Genomic DNA, 20659 nt, shown 5'->3' on the forward strand with positions numbered 1-20659 from the left:
TGGGGCCGGCTATGCCCCATAAAAGAAAAAGAGTAAGAGCATCCATATGCCCTTACTCTTTTTTTTATAACACCTTACTAAGAAATGATTTTGTACGCTCATGCTGCGGGTTTCCAAAGAGAGCCTCCGGTTTGTCTTCCTCGACAATATATCCGCCATCCATAAAGATCACGCGGTCTCCTACCTCTCTCGCAAAGCCCATTTCATGTGTGACCACAATCATTGTCATGCCTTCGACGGCTAATTGTTTCATAACTGCTAATACATCCCCGACAACTTCAGGGTCAAGAGCAGATGTCGGTTCATCGAATAATAACACTTTCGGGTCCATTGCCAAGGCTCTTGCGATGGCGACACGCTGTTTTTGTCCACCAGATAATTGGTTAGGGTAGCTTTTGGCTTTGTCTTTTAAGCCAACCTTTTCAAGCAGGTCCATCGCTTTATCGACTGCCGCCTTTTTGTCGGTACCTTTTACCTTCATCGGTGCGATCGTGATGTTTTCTAAAACGGTTTTATGAGGAAATAAATTAAAGTGCTGAAACACCATCCCCACTTCTTGACGTACTTTATTGATATTCACCTTTGGATCTGTAATCGTATGTCCGTGGACAACGACTTCACCTGCCGTAATATCTTCTAACTTATTGAGACATCTTAGAAACGTGCTTTTACCTGATCCAGAAGGACCAATCACACACACTACTTCCTTTTCTTCGATGACTGCATTAATATCCTTTAACACTTCGTGATCGCCAAAGGATTTCTTTAAATTTTTCACCGTAATCATACTCATTTGATATCAAATCTCCTTTCTGCGTAGCTAGCCAGTAGAGAAAGTAAATAAATGATCACGAAATAAATGATACCGACAATGAGCCAGACATTCAAAGGATCAAATGTTGCCGATGCCTGTACTTGTCCCCGCTGCATAATATCGGCAATTCCGATAATTGATAAGAGAGACGTGTCCTTCAAGCTGATGATGGCTTGGTTTGTAATGGCTGGAAGCATGCGGCGAAATGCCTGCGGAAGGACGATAAAGCGCATGTTTTGTCCCCCTGTAAAACCTAAGGAACGTGCAGCTTCTGTTTGTCCTTTATCAATAGACTGAATCCCAGCACGAATAATTTCTGAGAAATAAGCCCCTGCATTAATCGCTACTGTAATAATCCCTGCCGGCACTCGATCAAGCGATATGAATTCAAGTGTATTCAAACCAAAGTAAATGAAGAATAGCTGTACGATAAATGGTGTGCCTCGGATGGCATTGACAAAGACGAGTGCGATGAAATTTAAGATTTTAAAAGGTGACAGACGGAATAATGCCACTATTAAACCGATGATAAATCCTAAAATGATGGCAACAACAAAGATATATAAAGAAGTTTGCAAACCATCCATTAAATACGGGAATGCATTAATAATCGTGTCCATGTTTCTCCCTCCCTAATTCACATACGGCGCATCATAAAGAAAGCGCGCTCGAAGCGCGCCTCGCTTGTGTTATGACTTCAAATATTTATCGATAATTTTGTCATATTCACCGTTTTTCTTTAGGTTCTCTAGACCTTTATTGATCTTTTTCAATAGGTCTTGGTTTTTCCCCTTCATCACAGAGATACCATACTGGTCTCCATTCAATCGGTCTCCAACTGTTTTCAATTTTAAATCTTGTTGTGCAATTGCATACGTAATGACAGGATAATCCTCTATTAAGGCATCTGCATTTCCGTTTGAAACTTCTTGGAACATCGATGGGCTGTCATTAAATTGAACCACTTCATACCCATATTTATCTGCGTTATCTGATGCAAATTTTGCACCCGTCGTCCCATTTTTAACAGCTAGCTTTTTCCCCTTTAAATCATCAATTGATTTGATACTGCTGTCCTTTTTCACAACAACTGTCAATCCAGCGTCGAAATACGGATCTGAGAAATCTACCTTCTTCTTACGCTCATCTGTAATACTCATCCCGCCCATCCCTACATCAAGCTGGCCTGCCTGCATTGCTGGAATAATGCCTGAGAAGTCCATAGCTTCAAGTTTCACTTTGAAGTCTTGGTCTTTCGCGATAGCGTTAATCAGATCAACGTCTATCCCTTCAGTTTTACCGCCCTTTTCAAATTCAAACGGCGGATATGTTACATCTATCCCTATTTTATATGTGCCTTTGCCTTCTCCCGAACCGCTGTCCGATTTTGATCCACAGGCTGCCATGACGAGCACAACAATGAGTCCCATGATCAGTAACATCGATTTTTTCATAAAACACGACCCCCTATTGTCAGTTTTGTCTAAATATTCGCAATACCAATAATACTATACCACGCTAAAGCTATAGTGTGTGATGCTTTTTATCAATACCAAAGATCCATACAATCCTAGATCAATAGTCTCTTCAAATTTTACTTTTTTGCGAATAACTCATTTTATTCTAAAAGAAGAGCGATTCACAATCATAATGTGAGATAACCTCACAAAAAACGAGATACCACCTTGAAAACCACCGTTTTTTCTAAAATACGAAAACAAACGCTTGAATGACCTTCTTCTCTCTATTGATATCGTAATATATTTTTTCTAAAACCCTCTTTTTACCTAAAAATATGTAAGCGTATACAAAAAGGCGCCTGATCCCTATTTCTTTCACAATTGGTTGAATTTACATCAAAAAACATGTTTTACAAATTGCGAGAGAGCGCTTAAAATATAAGAAGATACTGAATATGGAAAGTGAATTCAGATGAACGGAAATCGAGCGAAATGGATAGATGAAGAAAGGAGGATATAAATTGGCAGAAACAGGTGTTTTGTCGTCCGTTGATGTAGCGAATATGTTAAATGACTGGTATGTCATGATGAAAAAAAGAGAAATACAAGGTGCGATCCAGCTAAAAGAAGAGATTCTTCAAGCGTTTGATCGCATGGAAGAGAATCAAGACGTCTTACTTTACTATCAATTGCTAGAGTACCGTTTTAAGGATCTCATTGAAGATACAGCTTCGTTGGATCATAGTCTTTTTGTTGATGAAAATGCAATCCGTACAGATGACATGCTCAGCTACTATTTCTATTTCTTTAAAGGGATGTATGAAATGCGCAGAGGCAATCAGGATACGGCATTTCACCTTTTAAAATTGGCAGAGGATAAATTAGATCTCGTTCACGATGACATTGAAAAAGCAGAATTTCATTATAAAACAGGGTGTCTTTACTATAATATAAGATCCACGCTCCTCTCCATACACCACTTGAAAATGGCTTCATCTATTTATGACGCAGATCCATGTTATGTGAAAAAATCAATCAGCTGTCAAATGATGCTCGCTTTGAATTATGCTGATCAATCAAAATATGATGAGGCAGAGTCATTATTTGAAGAAGTGATTCATTCACTAGAACAAATGGAAGACCCAGATTTACTTGGTCATGCGTATTGCAATGCAGCTTTTATTAAAAGTCTTAGAAATGAATACAGTGCAGCTGTGCCGCTCCTAGAAAAAGCTTTATTGATCGAGACATTTGAAACGTCTTCTCCAGGCGGCTACTTACTAGCCATGTATGCCTACACAAAAGCACTATTCAAGCTGAAAAAGCCTGGTTTGTTCCACTATTATGTACAGCTTTCACTTCAAAAAGCAGAAACTTTAAAGCAACGAAATATTTCACTTAAATTATCTATTTTAGAAACACTTATGCTTCAGCCAGACAACATGATAGAGCAAATCAAGTCTTATTGTGATCAATTAGAATCTATGAATTTTCTTGTCGATCTTGAAGCCATCTGTCAGGATGCAGCTGCTTACTTAACGGATCTGGGACTTCATGAAGAATCCACTTATTTCTGGAACAAGGCGTTGTCCTTAAAAACTTGTTAAGAATATGGAGTGATGTATGATGAAAAAATGGCTTATCACAACTGCGATTTTGACACTCTTGATAACAGGTGTCTCCATTGGCGCTTCTATCCAAAAAAACAGCCAATCTGCACAATCTCAAGATATCATTCAAAAGAGAGACCGCGGCACCAATCCTTAAACATGAAAAGAGCAGCTGTGAATATCGCAGCTGCTCTTTTTTATGGGTTAATCAATTTCTCGTTTAATATTTTGCATTTTTTCATCTAAGTAATGGGCGATATCTGCCGCTTCCTTCAGTTCATCGGTTAGCTGATGAGGGACATCGTTTTGCAGTTTATAATAGATTTTATGTTCAAGGCTCGCCCAAAAATCCATCGCTATGGTCCGCACCTGAATCTCAACCTTCACATGCTCCACCCGATTCGTTAAGTACACAGGGATCTCCACAATTAAATGAAGACTTCTGTAGCCATTTGGTTTTGGATGTTGAATGTAATCCTTCACTTCAAGGATTTTCAGATCCTCTCTTTGCCTCAATACATCCATAATATTATAGATATCTTGAATAAAGGAGCAGATGATACGGACACCTGCGATATCATGAATATACTCCTTGGCACATTGTGTTGTGATGTCGCACCCTTTTCTTGCTAATTTATTTACAATGCTTTCAAAGGATTTGATCCTTGATTTTGTATGCTCTATTGGATTGTGGCCATGGATTAAATTATATTCCTGGCTGATGATTGAAAACTTCGTATCCATTTCATCTAATGCAAATTTATATACTAATAATTCATTTTTCCAGTCTTCCATGACGTTCTTCAAATCTTCTACATGAGTTGCTGACATATTCATTTCTATTTGTCATCTCCTTTTGGGAAACGGCGGCTGCACCGCTTTCCGTTTACTAGACGGAGACAGGACTCGAAAGGTTTTAAAAAATACGTCGTCAGCCTCGCTGTTTATAATATGTCAACGCCAGCGCAAGGGCGAGTACAGAGCCTTTCACAATATCCATCGCATAATAAGGGACAGACATCATCACAAGCCCATTTTGCAAAATTCCGATGAGCACAGCCCCAATAAACGTACCAAATGCATTTGGCTTTCCTGCTCCCATGACGGAAAAACCGATAAAAGCAGCCGCTACGCCATCCATTAAATAAGGTGTGCCAGCATTTATTTCCGCTGTCATCACCCTTGATGCCAGCACAATACCGCCGATTGCTGCAAATAAAGCCGAAAGCAGATATGCCGCGATTTTATATTTATTCACATGAATACCGGACAATCGAGCCGCTTCCTTATTCCCTCCAATGATGTACATAAATCGTCCGTGCTTTGTGTAGGTCATGAAAACATGTGCAAATAGCACAATCACTGCCATTAAGAGAATGATATATGGCATCTGTCCGATTTTGCTGAAAAAGGCAGGAATTGTACCCGTTGAGAATGTACCGTCAGGCAGCACCATGTTTTCAGAAATGGTCGCCCCTTTCGTATACGTCTGAGCCAGCCCTTGAATGATAAACATCATGGCTAATGTCATGAGCATATCTGGAATTTTCATTTTGACAATCATCAAGGCATTAAGTAAACCAACAATAAGGGCAGCCGCTAGCGCAGAGAGGATTGCAATCAGCGGGTTTTGCGAAAACCACACAAACATAGAAATCACGATTGCATTCGATAACGTTGCGACTGATCCGACTGATAGATCAAAGCCGTTGACTGCCAAGGAGATGGTAAGGCCCACCGCAATAATGGTCACAATGGAGATAGACCGTAAAATATTGATGATATTCCCTGATTGCAAAAACGCTGGATTCGCTGCCGCAAATACCACAATCAATACAACAATGGTTAAGATCGTGCCATATCGATAAAAGAAATCAAATAGATGAAAGGATGGCCGCTGTTTTTTCGTTTGCTGCACAGGGGCTGGAATTTGTTGTTCACTCATGATTGTCCTCCTGTTGAATGATATAAAAGCTCTGCCTCAGTCGTTGGGGCAGTCATTTCCCGGGCAATGCTGCCATCATACAGCACATAGACTCGGTCTGCGATCCCTGCAATCTCCGACAGCTCACTTGACGCATAAATCACAGATTTCCCGCGGGCGGCAAGCTCTGCAATCAGCGTGAAAATATCTTTTTTCGCTCCAACATCAACACCTTTAGTCGGTTCATCAAAGAGATAGACATCCGCTTCAGCCAGCAGCCATTTTCCAATGGCAATCTTCTGTTGATTTCCACCGGATAGATGCTTCACCTTTGCTTCAAGAGATGGGGTTTTGACGCCAAGTCGTTTGACGATTTCGTCTGCTTCCCGCTTTTCCTTCGAACGATGTAAGAAGCTGAACACGCTTGAGAATGAACGAAGACTTGCGGCCGTTAAGTTCCACCCCACGCTCTCTTCCGTCAGGATCCCTTCCTTTCTCCGTTCTTCTGGCACAAGGGCCATTCCAGCTCTCACGGCTTGATGAGGCGATGCGATATGAACAGTTTGACCATGAAGCTGTACAGTCCCCGTCGTTTTTTCTGAGGCGCCGAAAAGGGCTTTACACAATTCCGTTTTTCCAGCACCGACAAGGCCTGCAATTCCGAGAATTTCACCCTTTTTCACATGAAGATGAATATTGCGTAATTTATGCTGGTCGTTTAGCTGCTTCACTTCAAGGGCAATAGGTGCATCCATCAACGGTGTACGAGGCGGGAATTGCTCCTCTAATGGCGCACCAAGCATTTCTTCAATGATCTGCTGCGGATCTGTATTTTGAACAAGATGAGCTGCGACATCGGTTCCATTTCGCATCACTGTCAGTTCATCACAAATGGTGAAAATTTCAGGCATACGATGAGAGATAAACACAATGCCCGTTCCATTCTGTTTCAGCCGGTCAATCATTGAAAATAACTTGTTTGTTTCTGTATGACTTAGCGGGGCCGTTGGTTCATCTAAAATTAAAATTCTACATTTAATTGAAACGGCCTTGGCGATGAGCACCATCTGTTTTTCCGCAAGGGTTAGATCACTCACAAGGCGTTTTGTGGAGATGTCGATGTCCAGTTCTTTTAATCGTTGAGCTGCCTTACGGTGCAGCTCTTTCCAGTCGACAAATGTTTTTTTCTCAATCTGATGTATCATCATATTCTCACCAACACTTAAGTAGGGAACGAGAGCTGTGTCCACTTCTTGATGAACCGTCTGCACACCATATGAGGCCGCATCCTTTGGGGTTTGGATCGATGCCGCCTGACCATTGATTTGGATGCTTCCTTCATAGTGCGAATGAGCGCCAGAAAGAACTTTCATTAACGTGGACTTCCCAGCACCATTCGCTCCAATCAGTGCATGAACTGTCCCTTTTTTTAATGTGAAATTCACTTGATCTAACGCTTTTACTCCTGGGAATTCAATCGAAATATGTTTCATACAAACTAGCGGCGAAGTCATAGATGTCCTCCTTCTCATGATCATCATCTGAAAAACGAAACACCCTCTATAGAAGAGAGTGCACGGCGTTTATTTTGAATAATGCTTCTTCAAGGTCTTCATCCAATCTTCTTCAAAGGCAGTCGATGAACCGAACCCCTTCACTTCGTCTGCAAGATTGACCATATTGATGGCCTTTCCTGATTGTTGAAGCTGTTTTTGTGAGATGAGAGAGGCCTCAAGGTCATAGGAAGACGGGGTTTTCTCACCCGCTATTTTCTTCGCAAGAATTCTCACGTCAACTGCGCCAATAAGCTTCGGATCAACCGCTGCTGTGTACTTCCATGGACTGTCTTTTGCTGTCATTTCTTGAAGATCAGCATTTGACACATCAATCCCATAAATCTTCACTTCTGTTCTTCCTGCTTCCTTTAGCGCTCTTGCTGCGCCAATGGCAAAGGCATCCCACGTGGCAAAAATAGCATCAAGTTTACCCTTTGGATATTTATTCAGCATCGCTGCTACTGCATTTTGTGTTTGAACAGACGTATCAGAGGAGGCAATACCAAAGCGGTCAAGTTCCTTGATCCCTGAATGTTGTTTGAGCGTTTCTTGATAGACCTTGTTTCGTCTCACCATTGGCGGGAATCCATCTACCCAGAGGTACGCAATATTTGCTGTTCCTTTAAAATTAGACACGAGTGCGTCTAGTGATTTTTTCGCTAATTGTTCGTCATCTTGAGACGTCACTGTGACCCCTTTGATGTCCTTCAGCTTAGGATTTGAATCGAACGCTACGACTGGAATGCCCTTCGCTGTGATCTTTTTCACGTCAGCGACGGTCGCCTCGTCGTCCCCATGAGAGATGATAAAACCATCATAATTTTCTTCCAGCGCCTGAGAGATCGCGTCATGGAACTTCGCTGTATCTCCATTTGCGGTGTAGACATCTACCGTAAAGCCAAGCGCTTCACCTTCTGCCTTCGTCCCAGCTAAAAACTGCGCTGTATGATCATCTCCTCCGATTTTACGGATGACTTTAATTTTGGCTCCCTGTCCCTTTGCAAATCGCTTCGGTACATTGTCAAAGGAGACCTTTTCGTTCGTATTTGCCTTTGAGCCTGCACTTGATCCAGTGCCGCAGCCTGTTAATAGGACGGTCAATACCGTTAATAATATAAAACAAGATGTAAAATACTTACGCTTCATTGCTGTTCCTCCTCAAGTTGTTTTTATTTTTCACATCGGAAAACTAGGTAAAAATGTGGGAAAACGCCAGTAAACTGTTCTCCCATTTGAAAAAGAGACGAAAAAAAAGCCTCTCTTGGAAAGAGAGGCTTGATCACCGTTGCATGAAACATGTATCGGGAATTCTTCCTCTCTTATCTGTCAAAGCTGTCACAGCTTTGCAGGAATTAGCACCAATTTCTATAGTAGAAACGGTTGCCGGGCGTCATAGGGCCAGTCCCTCTGCCTCTCTTGATAAGAGATCCGTTATGAAATTTTGTTTTCGTTGAAATGTCTTCTTTACTTTAATGTGATGTCACATTAATGTCAATGATTTTTTTGAAAATTTAAAACAATGAGTTTGTGGCTCAGACATACTTAACTTCCGATGATTTTCTTAGCAGGTGATGATTTCTTCAGGCGAAAATCATATTTTTTCTCACTCACAAATTGTGGATTGAGGTGTGCTGATCCTTTATCTTGGCCGCTTTTAGAGAGATACGTTTTGTAACCTTCCATCCATTTCCCGCGCCATACCCACTGTGATGCTTTCGCACCTTTGCGGTCGTCATACACGTTCTTCTGGAAGGTATTCTTTTGATTTACTCCATAAAGATTCACGACTAAGTAATGCGAGGTACTCGCTGTCATGATATTGTTCGTGATTCGATTGTTCACGGCTTGATATTGCATCAACAATTGACCGCCTTCTAAGCCGGCTGTGTCATTTTTGTATAAAATATTATGTGAGATCGTCGTATTTGTTGTTCCGCCTCGCTTTTTATCATAACCGCCAATTGAAATGCCTGTATAACGGTTCAAATACACTTGATTGTGTTCAATGCGAATACGATCTGCCATTTTTCCTTTATGTTCACTTGTGACTTCAATCCCTAGGTCATTATGATGTGTGATGTTATGATCAATCACAATGTCCTTCCCGCCATCCACATAAATTCCACCAGCAGAGATGTCTTTGCCATAGGCTGGATTTCCTACACTCGTAATCTCATACACTTTGTTTCTAGATACAACACCATTTCTGACTTGATCGTACTTTTTAGAAGGTGCTACGTTCTCAAAACCAATTAAATCAATGCCTATATTATCAGTGTGGCGGACGGTGTTATGTGTCACACGGAACTTTTTGACGTTCCCATTCAGCACAAGCGCTTCACTGAAGCCCAGCTTTAATTTTTCAACAGTATTCCCTTTGATTTCAATGTCTTCAATGGCCGCAGGAGCTTTTGTTCCATAGACCGCAATACCGTGCGCATTCCCATTTTTGTGTATCGTCTGAATGTCATACACTCGGTTGTTGAGAAGTTTGACGCCTTTCCCGCTTCCTTTGATGAAAATACCGACTGGGGTCAGATCTTCCTTATTCGTCTTGAGATGTCCCACCGTCAGACCTTTGAGGGTAATGTAACTTTTTTGATCGATCGTGACAAGACCGCCATCTGCTTGATTTCCTTTTAGTGAAGCCCCGCTAATGACAGGTTTTTCTTTTCCGTAAGCTTGAAAGATAACAGGTGCTTTCTTTGTCCCTGAATGGCGGACAATCAATTTCTCTTTGTATGTGCCGCCTCTAACATAAATGGTTGCCCCGGCTTTCGCCATACTTGCCGCTTTTTTCAGCGTGCGAAAAGGTTTTTGCTTCGTTCCTTGGTTTTTGTCGTTTCCGTTTGTCGCCACGTAATAGGCAGTTCCCTGCTTGGCGCCAGCCTCCTCCGTCATCGCTTGACAACCGAAGCTGATCACGGTCATGAATAAAATAAGTAAAATGCCTGGTATCGCTCGTTTCATCTTGTTGTTTGCTCCTTTCACTTCTCTTCTTTCTTTATCGGTTAAAAAAAAGAGGATTAAAATATGACAATGCCCCTTGCAATGTACCGGTCAAAAGGTGTATGGTTGAAAGAATATCTTACAGGAAATTTATCCGCTTTTAAATTGTCAGATTAATCAGTTAATAATGTATTTGGATTTTATTTCTTTATTAAAAAGGGGTGACATGAGGCAGACTGACGGCAGAGAGAAGGAAAGCGCTTTAACAGATTTTTCTTGTCTGAATTCCAGAAAACCTATTGCTAATATTTTGTGAAGGTATAGAATAGAATCATAATTATTTCATATTATTAGAATTTTCAAATAATCAAACAGCAAGGAGATTTACGATGCCAAAACAACCCATCCGCGTTGAACTTAGTTCAACAAAAAAACCAAAACCTCAATCTGATCAACTTGAATTCGGAAAAATCTTCACAGATCACATGTTTGTGATGGATTATTCCATTGATCAAGGCTGGTATGATCCAAGAATTATCCCTTATCAGGCCATTCCAATGGACCCAGCTTCGATGGTCTACCATTATGGGCAATCTGTTTTTGAAGGCTTGAAGGCTTATGTTTCTGAGGATCAGAAAATTCTCTTGTTCCGTCCGGAAAAGAACATGGAACGCTTAAACAGATCCAATGACCGCCTGTGCATCCCTCAAATTGATACAGAAACGGTTTTAGAGGGCTTAAATGAACTCATTCGCATTGATAAGGATTGGGTACCTGATGCAGAGGGCACTTCCTTGTATATCCGTCCATTCATTATTTCCACTGAGCCGTATTTAGGCGTTGCGCCGTCAAGCACGTATAAGCTGCTTATTATCCTATCTCCAGTGGGGTCTTACTATAAAGAAGGCATCCATCCGGTCAAAATTGCCGTTGAAAACGAATTTGTCCGTGCCGTTAAAGGCGGAACAGGAAATGCCAAAACAGCTGGAAACTACGCCTCAAGCCTCAAGGCACAGCAAGTTGCTGAAACGAAAGGTTTTTCACAAGTTCTTTGGCTTGATGGAGTTGAGAAAAAGTACATTGAAGAAGTCGGGAGTATGAATATTTTCTTTAAAATCAATGGAGAAATCGTGACGCCTGAATTGAACGGCAGCATTTTAGAAGGCATCACACGTAACTCTGTACTTGAGCTATTAAAACACTGGGGAATTCCAGTGACAGAGCGTAAAATTTCGATTGATGAGTTAATTGAAGCACATCAATCAGGTGAGCTTGAAGAAATCTTTGGAACTGGAACAGCGGCCGTCATCTCTCCTGTCGGGGAATTAATTTATCACGATCAGCCATATGTGATTCAAGATGGTCAAACAGGTGAAGTATCGAAGAAATTGTATGAAGCCATTACGGGTATTCAAAAAGGAACACAACCAGATATCTTCGGCTGGACAGTAGAAGTCGATTCGGTCGTCAAACAAGCTTAAGCATGTAAAAGAACCTTTCAATCATGAAGGGTTCTTTTTTTGTTTATTTACCCTCTGATATACCTTATAATGGTAATCACACGTATAATAAGGAGTGATGGTATGTTTTTTACTTATCTACTAGCGTTCTTTGGTCTTTGCATCGGATCGATCATCATCGCTACAGGTTTCGACGATTCACCGTTCCACACCCGGTTTCTATTTAAGTTTCTCGGAATTTCTATCTTTGTTCTTTCTATTACTTTTGTAAAGGTTAGACGAAAAAGGTTACGCAACAAAAAGGCGAAATAGACTTAGATGTCCAGTCAGCCTTCCATCAAATTGTGCACCAAAACAAGATCGATACACCCACAATCGCCCCTGCATATATCCACTGTTTCCCTTTGATGCTCCGCTTTCTTTCGATCAGTAAAAAGATCTCTGGTAAAAAGACGATGATGATTTCTAGGATAAAGACAAGATAATAAACAAACGGCATCGGCTGGAAATCAAAGTCTCTTTCATCTCCACCAATCGTTGCGAAATACATCAACAGGTTGGTTACTGGAATGGTAAAACAAACGAGCAGGCGGAGAACATAAATCCACACATACTGTCTATGACGAATAAGACCAATAAATGAAGCGATGATTCCATACAAAAACAAGACCACTGTGCCATAACTCAACAGAGGTTGAACGATAAAGCCGTAAAGCATTAAACCAATTGCAACCATACTCAAACCGTCCTTTCTTTGAAGCCATACATGCTGTTTTTTATATCATACACTTCTTTCTTGAATTTCCATATGGGGCAATGATAAAAAAACGACCCCATAAAGGGGCCATTTTGTTTTACGCTTTGACTGATTTGAAGAATTGCGGTAAATATTCACGATGCGCTTCGAGCATTTCATCTAAAATTTGCTTTGCAATTTCGTCAGATGGGACAAGCGGATTGATCGTCATCGCTACAAGAGCCGTCTCGTAATCTCCTGTGACTGCCGCTTCTGCTGCCACACGCTCGAATGATTTGATTTGTTGAACGAGCCCTCTCACAGCTACAGGCAGATCACCCGTCGCGATTGGTTTTGGTCCGTCCTTCGTAATAATACAGTTCACTTCAACCGCTGATTCAGCCGGAATGCTGGCAATCGCCCCTCTGTTCACTGTATTGACTGGTTGGATGTCATGCTTATCATTATAGATGGAGCTGATTAAGTTACATGCCGCATCACTGTAGTACGCCCCGCCTCTTTTTTCGAGCTGCGGTGGTTTAATCGATAAATCAGGATCTTTATAGAGCTCAAATAATTCGTACTCGACCTGCTGGACAACCTCTGCTCTTGTTCCTTTTTCTTGGGCCGCTTTTTGCTCTTCTTCCAGCATATCTTTTGTTTTATAGTAATAGCGATGATACGGACATGGGATCACTCCTAAGCCTTTTACAAAAGAAGGTTCCCAGTTTTTCGCTTCAATGTTCTTCATAGACCACTGACTATTCGGATTTCCTAATTCATCGAGTACTTGATCCATAATGCTGACCCCGTCTAAATACACGTCTAATCCATAGACCATGTGATTGAGGCCGGCAAACTGTACCTCGACCCGTTCAACATCCACATCAAGCGCCTTGGCAATCCCCATTTTTATCCCAATTGGGACATTGCATAGACCGACTACTTTTTTTAGATTTGTGTAACGCAGCACAGCTTCTGTGACCATGCCGGCTGGATTTGTAAAGTTCACAAGCCATGCATTTGGACAAAGCTCTTCCATATCCTTCACGATGTCTAGAATGACTGGGATGGTTCGAAGGCCTTTAAATAAGCCGCCTGGTCCGTTCGTTTCCTGACCGATGACGCCATATTTAAGTGGGATTCTCTCATCCTTAGCCCGTGCTTCCAGCAGTCCTACACGAAATTGTGTTGTCACGAAATCTGCGTCCTTCAGGGCTTCCCGGCGGTCAAGCGTCAGGTGTACCTCAATCGGCAGCCCGGCTTTTTCAACCATGCGTTTCGCGAGAGCACCCACGATGTTTAACTTTTCCTGACCTGCTTCAATATCCACGAGCCATAATTCCTTTACAGGCAATTCATGATATCGTTTGATAAATCCTTCGACAAGCTCAGGCGTATAGCTCGATCCTCCGCCTATTGTGACAATTTTGATTCCATCTTTCATGAATTGACACCTCCGAGTTGCTTCATTTTTTCATGGAGCTCGATGATTTCCGCTGCAAGCTCCTTGACGGTCATTGCGTTCATGAGATGATCCTGTGCATGAATCATTAAGAGGCTAATATCGGTCTTTTCTCCTCTAATTTCTCCTTGGATCAGCTCTGTCTGTGCGTGATGCGCCTCATTTAACGCGTCTTGTGCTTCCTGCAATTTTTGCTTCGCCTCATCAAAGTTTCCTTGCTTTGCACATGTAATGGCCTCCATCGCAGAGCTTCTGCCATTCCCGCCGTGTAAGATGAGTTGAAACACAATTTGTTCCATTTCCATCGGCCGCATCCCCCTTGTTTCCTCTATTACATGCTGACGACATTTTCATCAGTTGTTGCTTTTGTTTCTAGTTCACTTTCTTCTTTTAATTTCTGCTTATCCCACATTCTAAAGAATGGGTAGTATAAAGCGAATGACAACGCTAGGTTAATCAGCTGCATGACAGCACCTGAGATTTTGCCTCCTGTGGCTAGATAGCCTGAAATGATAGGCGGCATCGTCCATGGGACCGCAATTCCCGCCGGTTTTGCGACAAGCCCTGTGCTCATTCCGATATATGTGGTCATGACCATCATGATTGGCGTAAGGATAAACGGAATCAGAAGCATTGGGTTCATGACAATCGGCATTCCAAAGATGATCGGTTCGTTGATGTTAAAGATGGCTGGCCCAATGGCAAGTCGACCAAGCTGTTTCATTTGTTTACTTCTGGCACGTAAGATCATCGTCAGCACCAAGGCAAGCGTTGCACCGCTTCCGCCGACATTGATGAAGATTTCAAAGAACTGCGCTGTGAAGATATTTGGCAGCACTTCTCCTGCTTGGAATGCGAGACGGTTCTCATCCATTGCACCGAGCCAAATTGGGCCCATGACGCCGCCGACAATGGTTGCTCCGTGAATACCACATGCCCAGAGGAGCATTTGCACACCAATGGCGACAATACTTCCGCCTAAGCTTCCACCAAGAATGGAAAGCGGTGTGCCAATTAAGACCGTGATGATATTATGAATACTCTCAAATGGTGTCATCTCAATCACAAGTCTTGCGACCCAGATCAGCGTGATGACCACAAAACCTGGAATAAGTGCGATAAACGATTTACTCACTGCTGGCGGTACACCATCAGGCATCCTAATGACGATATTCCGCTGGACAATGAATCGGTAAATTTCAGTTGAAAGCATGGCAATAATCATGGCAACGAATAACCCTTTACTGCCCATCAATGTAACTGGAATTCCCCCACCTACTAAGATGGCTTCTGTTGAGCCTTCAGGTGTGAAAGGAACTTGATATGGTGTTGCCAAAAGGAAAGCTGCAACAGCAATCGCACCAGATGATAGAGCATCCACTGCATACTTTTCAGCAAGCCTGTAGGCAATCCCGAAGGTTGCAACAAGTGCCATAATGTCAAAGGTTGCATTAACAGGATAGGATAGTTTCGTGGCCCATTCTGCTCCGAAGATACTTGCCATAAAATCGCTGTATCCTGGGATCGGAAGGTTGGCTAAAATGAGAAACAGTGAACCGACAATAATGAGAGGCATGGTTAAAACAATTCCGTCACGCAATGCTTGTAAATGTCTTTGAGCGGCAATCTTTCCTGCAAACGGCATGACCTTCTCTTCTAGAAATCGGTTGAATCCATTCATCCCTTCCGCCCCCTTTATCCGTTCATTAACTGTTCAGCAGATTTTAAAACCTCAGCCCCATTACATACGCCGTAATGCACGGTATTGATGACGTCGACTGGAATCCCTTTTTCTTCTCCGAGCTTTTTCATTTGTGGTAATAAATATCGAACCTGTGGTCCTAATAAAAGCACATCGGCTTGATCAATATGACTTTTTGCTGAATCTCCAGATACTGCCCAAATACGATAGTCTTTTCCTTGTTCTTGTGCGCTTTTCTCCATTTTTGTGACTAGTAAGCTTGTTGACATGCCTGCTGCACATACCAATAAGATGTTCATGTGTAAACGCCCCCTTTTGAAAGTGTGTAGCTTTTCTTTACACATTCATCATATTATGAAACCGCTTTCATAAACACCTATACTTTTTCCTTTAGGAAGCGGAAAAAGTTAAGATCACATTGTTAGTTCTTGTACGAAGGGGCCTTTTTATACATGATATCGAGCATGTCTTCAAATGTATCACAGGCGATGAGATGCTGAATGAATTTCACATTGTGCACAAGCTCGCCCAGCAGACGGTACATCCCTTTTAAATCTTTGGCATTCTCTTTTTCGACACAAAGCAAGCAAACAAATTGAACTTTTTTCTCTCCCCATATGATCGGTTTTTCTAATGAACAGATCGCCCAAAATGTCTCTTCTGTCAGCGGCGTCATCGGGTGCGGAATGGCTGTATAATGCCCGAAGGATGTAGGAGCAGCCTCTTCTCTTTCCATCACAGAAGGTGTAAGCTCTGCTGGTGCTAATCCCATATCGATGACTTGTTTCGTGAGAAAAGTGATGACCTCTTCCTTTGTTTGAAAGGCGCGTTTTGTAAAGACCAATTCCTTTTTCATATATTGAGAGGCCAGTGTCACTCTTGTTTCACTCGTCAGGGCTTCTTCAATTTTTAAAAAGTCGCCGCCTCCCAAAATGGTGTTCACTTGTATGACTGGAATCGGTAAATCCATCTGAATCGGGACCGTTGTAATAATCAAATCCATGGCATGTAAAGAGACTTGCGGAAGCGAATAAAGCTCTGCTGTTCCTAAAATGGTCAGCTTAGTCCCAAATTGTGACCGCAAACGATCCTGAAGCAGCCTTGCACTCCCTGCACCAGATGCACAGACAATGAGACATCGCTTCGGCGGAATCTCCATTTTCCTCCGCTCTAAAGCCGCACCAAAATGAAGCGCCATATATCCGATTTCATTCTCATGAATACTCAGCCCCTCCTCTTCTTCAAGGACCCTGCTGGCGATAATTCCTGCTTCAAAGGCAAGTGGATACCCTGCCTTTATTTCATCAAGCATCGGATTTCTTAAGTTCATCCCATATTTACACCGGGTCATGGCTGGCTTTAAGTGCAGACTCAGTCCAATCATTAATTCCGCATCACCGGCTAAATCAAGCTGCAGCTTTTGATCAACGGCTTGGAGCATCAGCTGGACAAGACGGCTCGTGTCATCATCCACAATTTGTTTTTGAGCGCTCGATGAAAAGGACTGCACCATTTTGGCTGTTCCTAATAAATGAATGGCGATATAGACGATCTCTTCTTGTGGAAAAGAGACGTCCAGCAGTCCTTCAAGGCATTCCACCATTTTTTTAGCCATCTCGTATTCCTTTGCCCGTGGAATCTCATTGATTTCCTCTGGCAAAACAGATACATAGTTTCCGTGTCTAATTCGTTTGCAGGCAATCGCGACATGAACGATTAAATTATTCATGCAAATGTCTGATAGATTCATTCGTTCTTCATTGATATAATCAATGATTGTTTTCTGAATCAATTCCAGTTCATGTTTTGGCAAAATGGTGACTGCCGTGTTCAGCATCGTTTGGCAGGATCGGCGTTCACTGAATAAATATTCTGACATACAATAACGAATTTTCATCTCCGATCCCTTGATCCGGCAGCCTTTATTCGGCTTCGCTTCCAGCTTCAGATCAAAGGGCCCAAGCTTGCGTTTGACCCATTTCATATCGTTACTCATCGTCGATTTACTAATAAACAGCTGCTCCTGTAAGTCTTCCAGTTTCACATAAGACTCTGCGAGAAGCAGTTTTTTTAAAATAAACCGAACGCGCTCCTCTGGCAGAACAGCCAGCGGCTCTTCCTGTTCGACCTCCTCTTTCATAAAACGGCGAAAGGCATTCTCATCGTTGATCAACAGCTCATAACCAGCTCCTCGAACAGCTGTTACAGCCGCTTGATAAGGAGTAAGACGGTCGTTCAATTCCTTGATGTCTGTACGAACGGTGCGGCTTGTTACTTGTAAACTGACAGAAAGCGCAGCGCTTGTGAGCGGGGTCTCCGCTGCCATGAGCTGACTTAAGATGTGCGCCAGTCTTTTACTCAGCATCAGATCAGCCTCCTTATGTAAGGGTGGAGAATCTGCCTTGTCTGGACAAGGTGTATACGCTTGCAGTTCTCTTCATTACTCATATTCTACTGAAAAGAAATAAAAATTACCATCTCATTTATATGACAAACGCCCCTATTTATACAACAAGCCATATCCAATGACCTATGCATTTTTTTGTAGGAGCGTTTGGAAACCATGAAAAAAAGGCGATACACCTTCGTGTCATCGCCTTTTTTATGAAGAGATTAGCTGGGTAAAGACAACCAATCTTTTTTCATGAGTCCCAGCTGCATGATCAAACGTCCCTGTACATGTGATTAAATTGAGATTTCGTGTAAAAGCATACCCGAAAAACGCATGTGGCTTTTCTTCACGCGGATAGCTTTGTACTTTGATCACTTCAAAGGTTCGCTTTTTTCCTGATGAGGATGTCACGATTACCTTGTTTCCCTTTTTCAGCTCCTTTAATCGATAAAAAACAGAAGGTCCCCATTTATTATCAACATGGCCATTCATGACGGCATTTCCTTTATCTCCTGGCTTTGGACCATCTTTAAACCAAGCTGTGTTGTCCGTATTTTTTGGAACGCCCATACTGCCATCCTTTGATAAAGTGGTTTTCTCTACTTTTACTTTGACATCAATCGCCGGAATCGCAATTTCAGCCGGGATAATACCGGACGGTTCGTCTTTTAACATGGCTTTTGAATGAGAGTGTTTTGTGGCTTGGTTTGTTGTCATTTTTTCAGGAGATGAGGTTGTTTTAGCGGATGACGAATCATCCATCGATTTTGATGCACAGCCCGTGATGACAAGAAGCATCAGAAGCCCCAACAGCCACCTTTTCAAGTCAGTCTGCCTCCTTTGAAAGAAAGGAACGGCACGATTGTGCACGTTCCGTTCCCCCTTTTGTTTTGATATGAGCTTAATTTGATGTCTTACGACGAATTAGGAAGAACGCACCCATTGCACCGCCAGCTAGGATCAAGCTTGCGATTAATCCCGCAAATGCTTCATATGACATACCTAAAGGACCGGCTGTGCCTCCCATACCTGTTTTCGGCATTTCGTTAGGCATGTTAGATTTGAATAGTTCAGGATGCTGATCAACAATCGCTGCTGCGACATCTTGACCGACCATGAACATATGACCGTACGCCTCTCTCACTGTTGGATAAAGCTGATCATATTCACCATTATGGTAAGACGTATATGTTTTGATCAGCTCATCAATATGCATTTTTAAACCAGCTTCTAAATCCGCCGCCTTTAAACGGCCATCTGTCGCTTGCTCTAGAAATTTCGCTTGCTTCATCCGATATACATCCAAGTTTTTCACAGCTTTTTCTTTCGCTTCTTTGTCTCCTGATGCATCTGCTTTGACATAATCAACTAAGTAACCAATATGGCTTGACCAAATGGCTTTGAATTGTTTTCCTGCATCCTTACCATAAACAGATGCAATCGCATCAGATAAATCATTTGTATTCTCGTTCAAAGCTGCGGCTGCTTGATCAAAGTCCTTGCTGCCATCATTTCCTTTTTGCATGGCAACGACCGCAAGTGCCAAATGCTCTGAGAATAAGTAGTTTAAATCTTCACGAAGATCTGCGGCTGGTGTATCGACAGATTTATGATCAAATTTCCCAGGAAATTGATCTGTGATCGCCCACGATACGCCTTTACCGACTTCAAACATATGATGAATGGATTTTCTAACGGTTTCATAGGTCGTATCAAAATCCTTTTCTGTGTAGCTGTCAAACGCTTTTAGCAGTTCATTCACATGCATCTTCAAGCCTTCTTCAAGCTCACTTGCTTTCAATCTCCCCCCTGTTGCTTGATCGAGCATGTCGGCTTGTTTCATACGATATTGGTCAAGCTGCTTGACTGCTTTCTTTTTACCTGCCTCATCTTTCTTTGCGGTTGCTTGTACATAATCAACAAAGTAGCCGATATGGCTTGACCAAATGTCTTTGAATTGTTTCCCTGCTTTTTTCCCGTACACAGAAGCGATGGCTTCCGATAAGTCATTTGTGTTGTCATTTAGCGCTGCCGCTGCTTGTTTAAAATCTTTGCTGCCGTCAATTCCCTTTTGCATTGTGATGACTGCTAAGTAGGCATGCTTCGAAAATAGCTGGTCTAGTGCTGCGCGAAGATCGGTTGCTTTGTTTGACACCTCTTGTGACGAAGATGTCTTCTTTGCCTCTCCATGCATATGTCCTTCGTGTGCACTTACGCTATGAGCTGCCGGAAATAGTAATGCTGCGCTAAGCGGAATGGTTAAAATCGCTTTTTTCATGTTCATCTGTTTTTCCTCCTCTTTCCGTTTGTTATGTACTTAACGGAAAGAAGCATGAAATGGATCATTCAAATCTATCATCTTTTTTTGTTTAGCGCACAATCGGTCATGCTTGCATAAAAAAAAGCCGGATTATCCGGCTGATACGTTACGACGTTTAGATGCTTTCCGCTCTTTATATATTTTTCTCACCACTGGATAAATCACAGGTGCCCATTTAAAAATTTGTTTCAGCCATTTTTTCATTTCTCCCGCGCCTCCTTATTGTCATTCTTACAAGGAAGATTCCCCATCTTGGCATGAAATAAACAGG

At 42.2% G+C, this 20659-nt stretch carries 20 protein-coding genes and 1 riboswitch; of the genes, 3 read left to right on the plus strand and 17 right to left on the minus strand.

What is annotated here, in order from left to right:
- Positions 1-64: 64 nt before the first annotated feature.
- From NST39_RS18665 to NST39_RS18675, 3 genes are all read right to left on the minus strand, one after another.
- Complete coding sequence (locus NST39_RS18665; protein ID WP_003215369.1) at positions 65-793, minus strand: amino acid ABC transporter ATP-binding protein; 729 nt, start codon at positions 791-793, stop codon at positions 65-67.
- Positions 790-1434 (minus strand): amino acid ABC transporter permease, encoded by a 645-nt coding sequence (locus NST39_RS18670; protein ID WP_341029767.1) that lies wholly within the window; start codon positions 1432-1434, stop codon positions 790-792. Before NST39_RS18670 ends, NST39_RS18665 begins: the two co-directional genes overlap by 4 nt.
- 69 nt (positions 1435-1503) lie before the next feature.
- Entirely contained in the window at positions 1504-2268 is a 765-nt protein-coding gene (locus NST39_RS18675; protein WP_034620276.1) for a transporter substrate-binding domain-containing protein, read from the minus strand.
- A gap of 527 nt (positions 2269-2795) precedes the next feature.
- Here NST39_RS18675 and NST39_RS18680 point away from each other — a divergent pair.
- Together NST39_RS18680 and NST39_RS18685 are read left to right on the plus strand one after the other, a co-directional pair.
- Positions 2796-3881, plus strand: coding sequence for a Rap family tetratricopeptide repeat protein (locus NST39_RS18680; protein ID WP_217012543.1), 1086 nt, complete (start codon positions 2796-2798; stop codon positions 3879-3881).
- 19 nt (positions 3882-3900) lie between these two features.
- The gene (locus NST39_RS18685) at positions 3901-4041 is read left to right on the plus strand and encodes a hypothetical protein (protein ID WP_165840211.1); all 141 of its coding nucleotides are present in this window, start codon (positions 3901-3903) and stop codon (positions 4039-4041) included.
- Positions 4042-4088: 47 nt separating this feature from the next.
- Here NST39_RS18685 and NST39_RS18690 read toward each other — a convergent pair whose 3' ends face one another.
- The 5 genes from NST39_RS18690 to NST39_RS18710 all read right to left on the minus strand — a co-directional run bounded on the left by NST39_RS18690 (position 4089) and on the right by NST39_RS18710 (position 10334).
- Positions 4089-4721, minus strand: a complete 633-nt coding sequence (locus NST39_RS18690) for a GTP pyrophosphokinase (RefSeq protein WP_003215004.1) — start codon at positions 4719-4721, stop codon at positions 4089-4091.
- A gap of 94 nt (positions 4722-4815) precedes the next feature.
- Positions 4816-5829 carry an ABC transporter permease gene (locus NST39_RS18695; protein WP_341029772.1) on the minus strand — a complete coding sequence of 338 codons (1014 nt, stop codon included), beginning with the start codon at positions 5827-5829 and terminating at the stop codon, positions 4816-4818.
- Entirely contained in the window at positions 5826-7322 is a 1497-nt protein-coding gene (locus tag NST39_RS18700; protein WP_341029773.1) for a sugar ABC transporter ATP-binding protein, read from the minus strand. The genes NST39_RS18695 and NST39_RS18700 overlap by 4 nt, the downstream gene beginning before the upstream one ends.
- A gap of 69 nt (positions 7323-7391) precedes the next feature.
- A complete protein-coding gene (locus NST39_RS18705) occupies positions 7392-8510 on the minus strand; it encodes a sugar ABC transporter substrate-binding protein (RefSeq protein ID WP_268507074.1) in 1119 nt (372 codons plus the stop codon).
- A gap of 170 nt (positions 8511-8680) precedes the next feature.
- A riboswitch (SAM riboswitch) is annotated at positions 8681-8790 on the minus strand.
- 116 nt (positions 8791-8906) lie between these two features.
- Entirely contained in the window at positions 8907-10334 is a 1428-nt protein-coding gene (locus NST39_RS18710) for a right-handed parallel beta-helix repeat-containing protein (RefSeq protein WP_341029776.1), read from the minus strand.
- Positions 10335-10702: 368 nt separating this feature from the next.
- On the opposite strand from NST39_RS18710, the gene NST39_RS18715 reads away from it, so the two are divergent.
- The gene (locus NST39_RS18715) at positions 10703-11794 is read left to right on the plus strand and encodes a branched-chain amino acid aminotransferase (protein ID WP_003215056.1); all 1092 of its coding nucleotides are present in this window, start codon (positions 10703-10705) and stop codon (positions 11792-11794) included.
- Between the two features lie 316 nt (positions 11795-12110).
- Here the strand turns inward: NST39_RS18715 and NST39_RS18720 are convergent, their stop codons facing one another.
- The 9 genes from NST39_RS18720 to NST39_RS18760 all read right to left on the minus strand — a co-directional run bounded on the left by NST39_RS18720 (position 12111) and on the right by NST39_RS18760 (position 20592).
- Entirely contained in the window at positions 12111-12509 is a 399-nt protein-coding gene (locus NST39_RS18720) for a hypothetical protein (protein ID WP_113767874.1), read from the minus strand.
- 118 nt (positions 12510-12627) lie between these two features.
- Complete coding sequence (locus NST39_RS18725) at positions 12628-13956, minus strand: 6-phospho-beta-glucosidase (protein ID WP_341029780.1); 1329 nt, start codon at positions 13954-13956, stop codon at positions 12628-12630.
- Positions 13953-14279, minus strand: coding sequence for a PTS lactose/cellobiose transporter subunit IIA (locus NST39_RS18730; protein ID WP_003215078.1), 327 nt, complete (start codon positions 14277-14279; stop codon positions 13953-13955). Before NST39_RS18730 ends, NST39_RS18725 begins: the two co-directional genes overlap by 4 nt.
- Positions 14280-14305: 26 nt before the next feature.
- Complete coding sequence (gene celB, locus NST39_RS18735; RefSeq protein WP_341029782.1) at positions 14306-15655, minus strand: PTS cellobiose transporter subunit IIC; 1350 nt, start codon at positions 15653-15655, stop codon at positions 14306-14308.
- 14 nt (positions 15656-15669) lie between these two features.
- Complete coding sequence (locus tag NST39_RS18740) at positions 15670-15975, minus strand: PTS sugar transporter subunit IIB (protein WP_065097760.1); 306 nt, start codon at positions 15973-15975, stop codon at positions 15670-15672.
- Positions 15976-16097: 122 nt separating this feature from the next.
- The gene (locus NST39_RS18745; protein ID WP_341029787.1) at positions 16098-18041 is read right to left on the minus strand and encodes a BglG family transcription antiterminator; all 1944 of its coding nucleotides are present in this window, start codon (positions 18039-18041) and stop codon (positions 16098-16100) included.
- 237 nt (positions 18042-18278) lie between these two features.
- Complete coding sequence (locus NST39_RS18750) at positions 18279-18893, minus strand: class F sortase (protein WP_341029788.1); 615 nt, start codon at positions 18891-18893, stop codon at positions 18279-18281.
- A 76-nt stretch (positions 18894-18969) separates the two neighbouring features.
- Complete coding sequence (locus NST39_RS18755; protein ID WP_341029790.1) at positions 18970-20352, minus strand: copper amine oxidase; 1383 nt, start codon at positions 20350-20352, stop codon at positions 18970-18972.
- A 126-nt stretch (positions 20353-20478) separates the two neighbouring features.
- Positions 20479-20592 (minus strand): hypothetical protein, encoded by a 114-nt coding sequence (locus NST39_RS18760; RefSeq protein WP_003214702.1) that lies wholly within the window; start codon positions 20590-20592, stop codon positions 20479-20481.
- Between the last annotated feature and the right edge of the window lie 67 nt (positions 20593-20659).

It is taken from the genome of Bacillus sp. FSL W8-0645, assembly GCF_038007905.1.
In the GTDB taxonomy this organism is placed as follows: domain Bacteria; phylum Bacillota; class Bacilli; order Bacillales; family Bacillaceae; genus Bacillus; species Bacillus pumilus.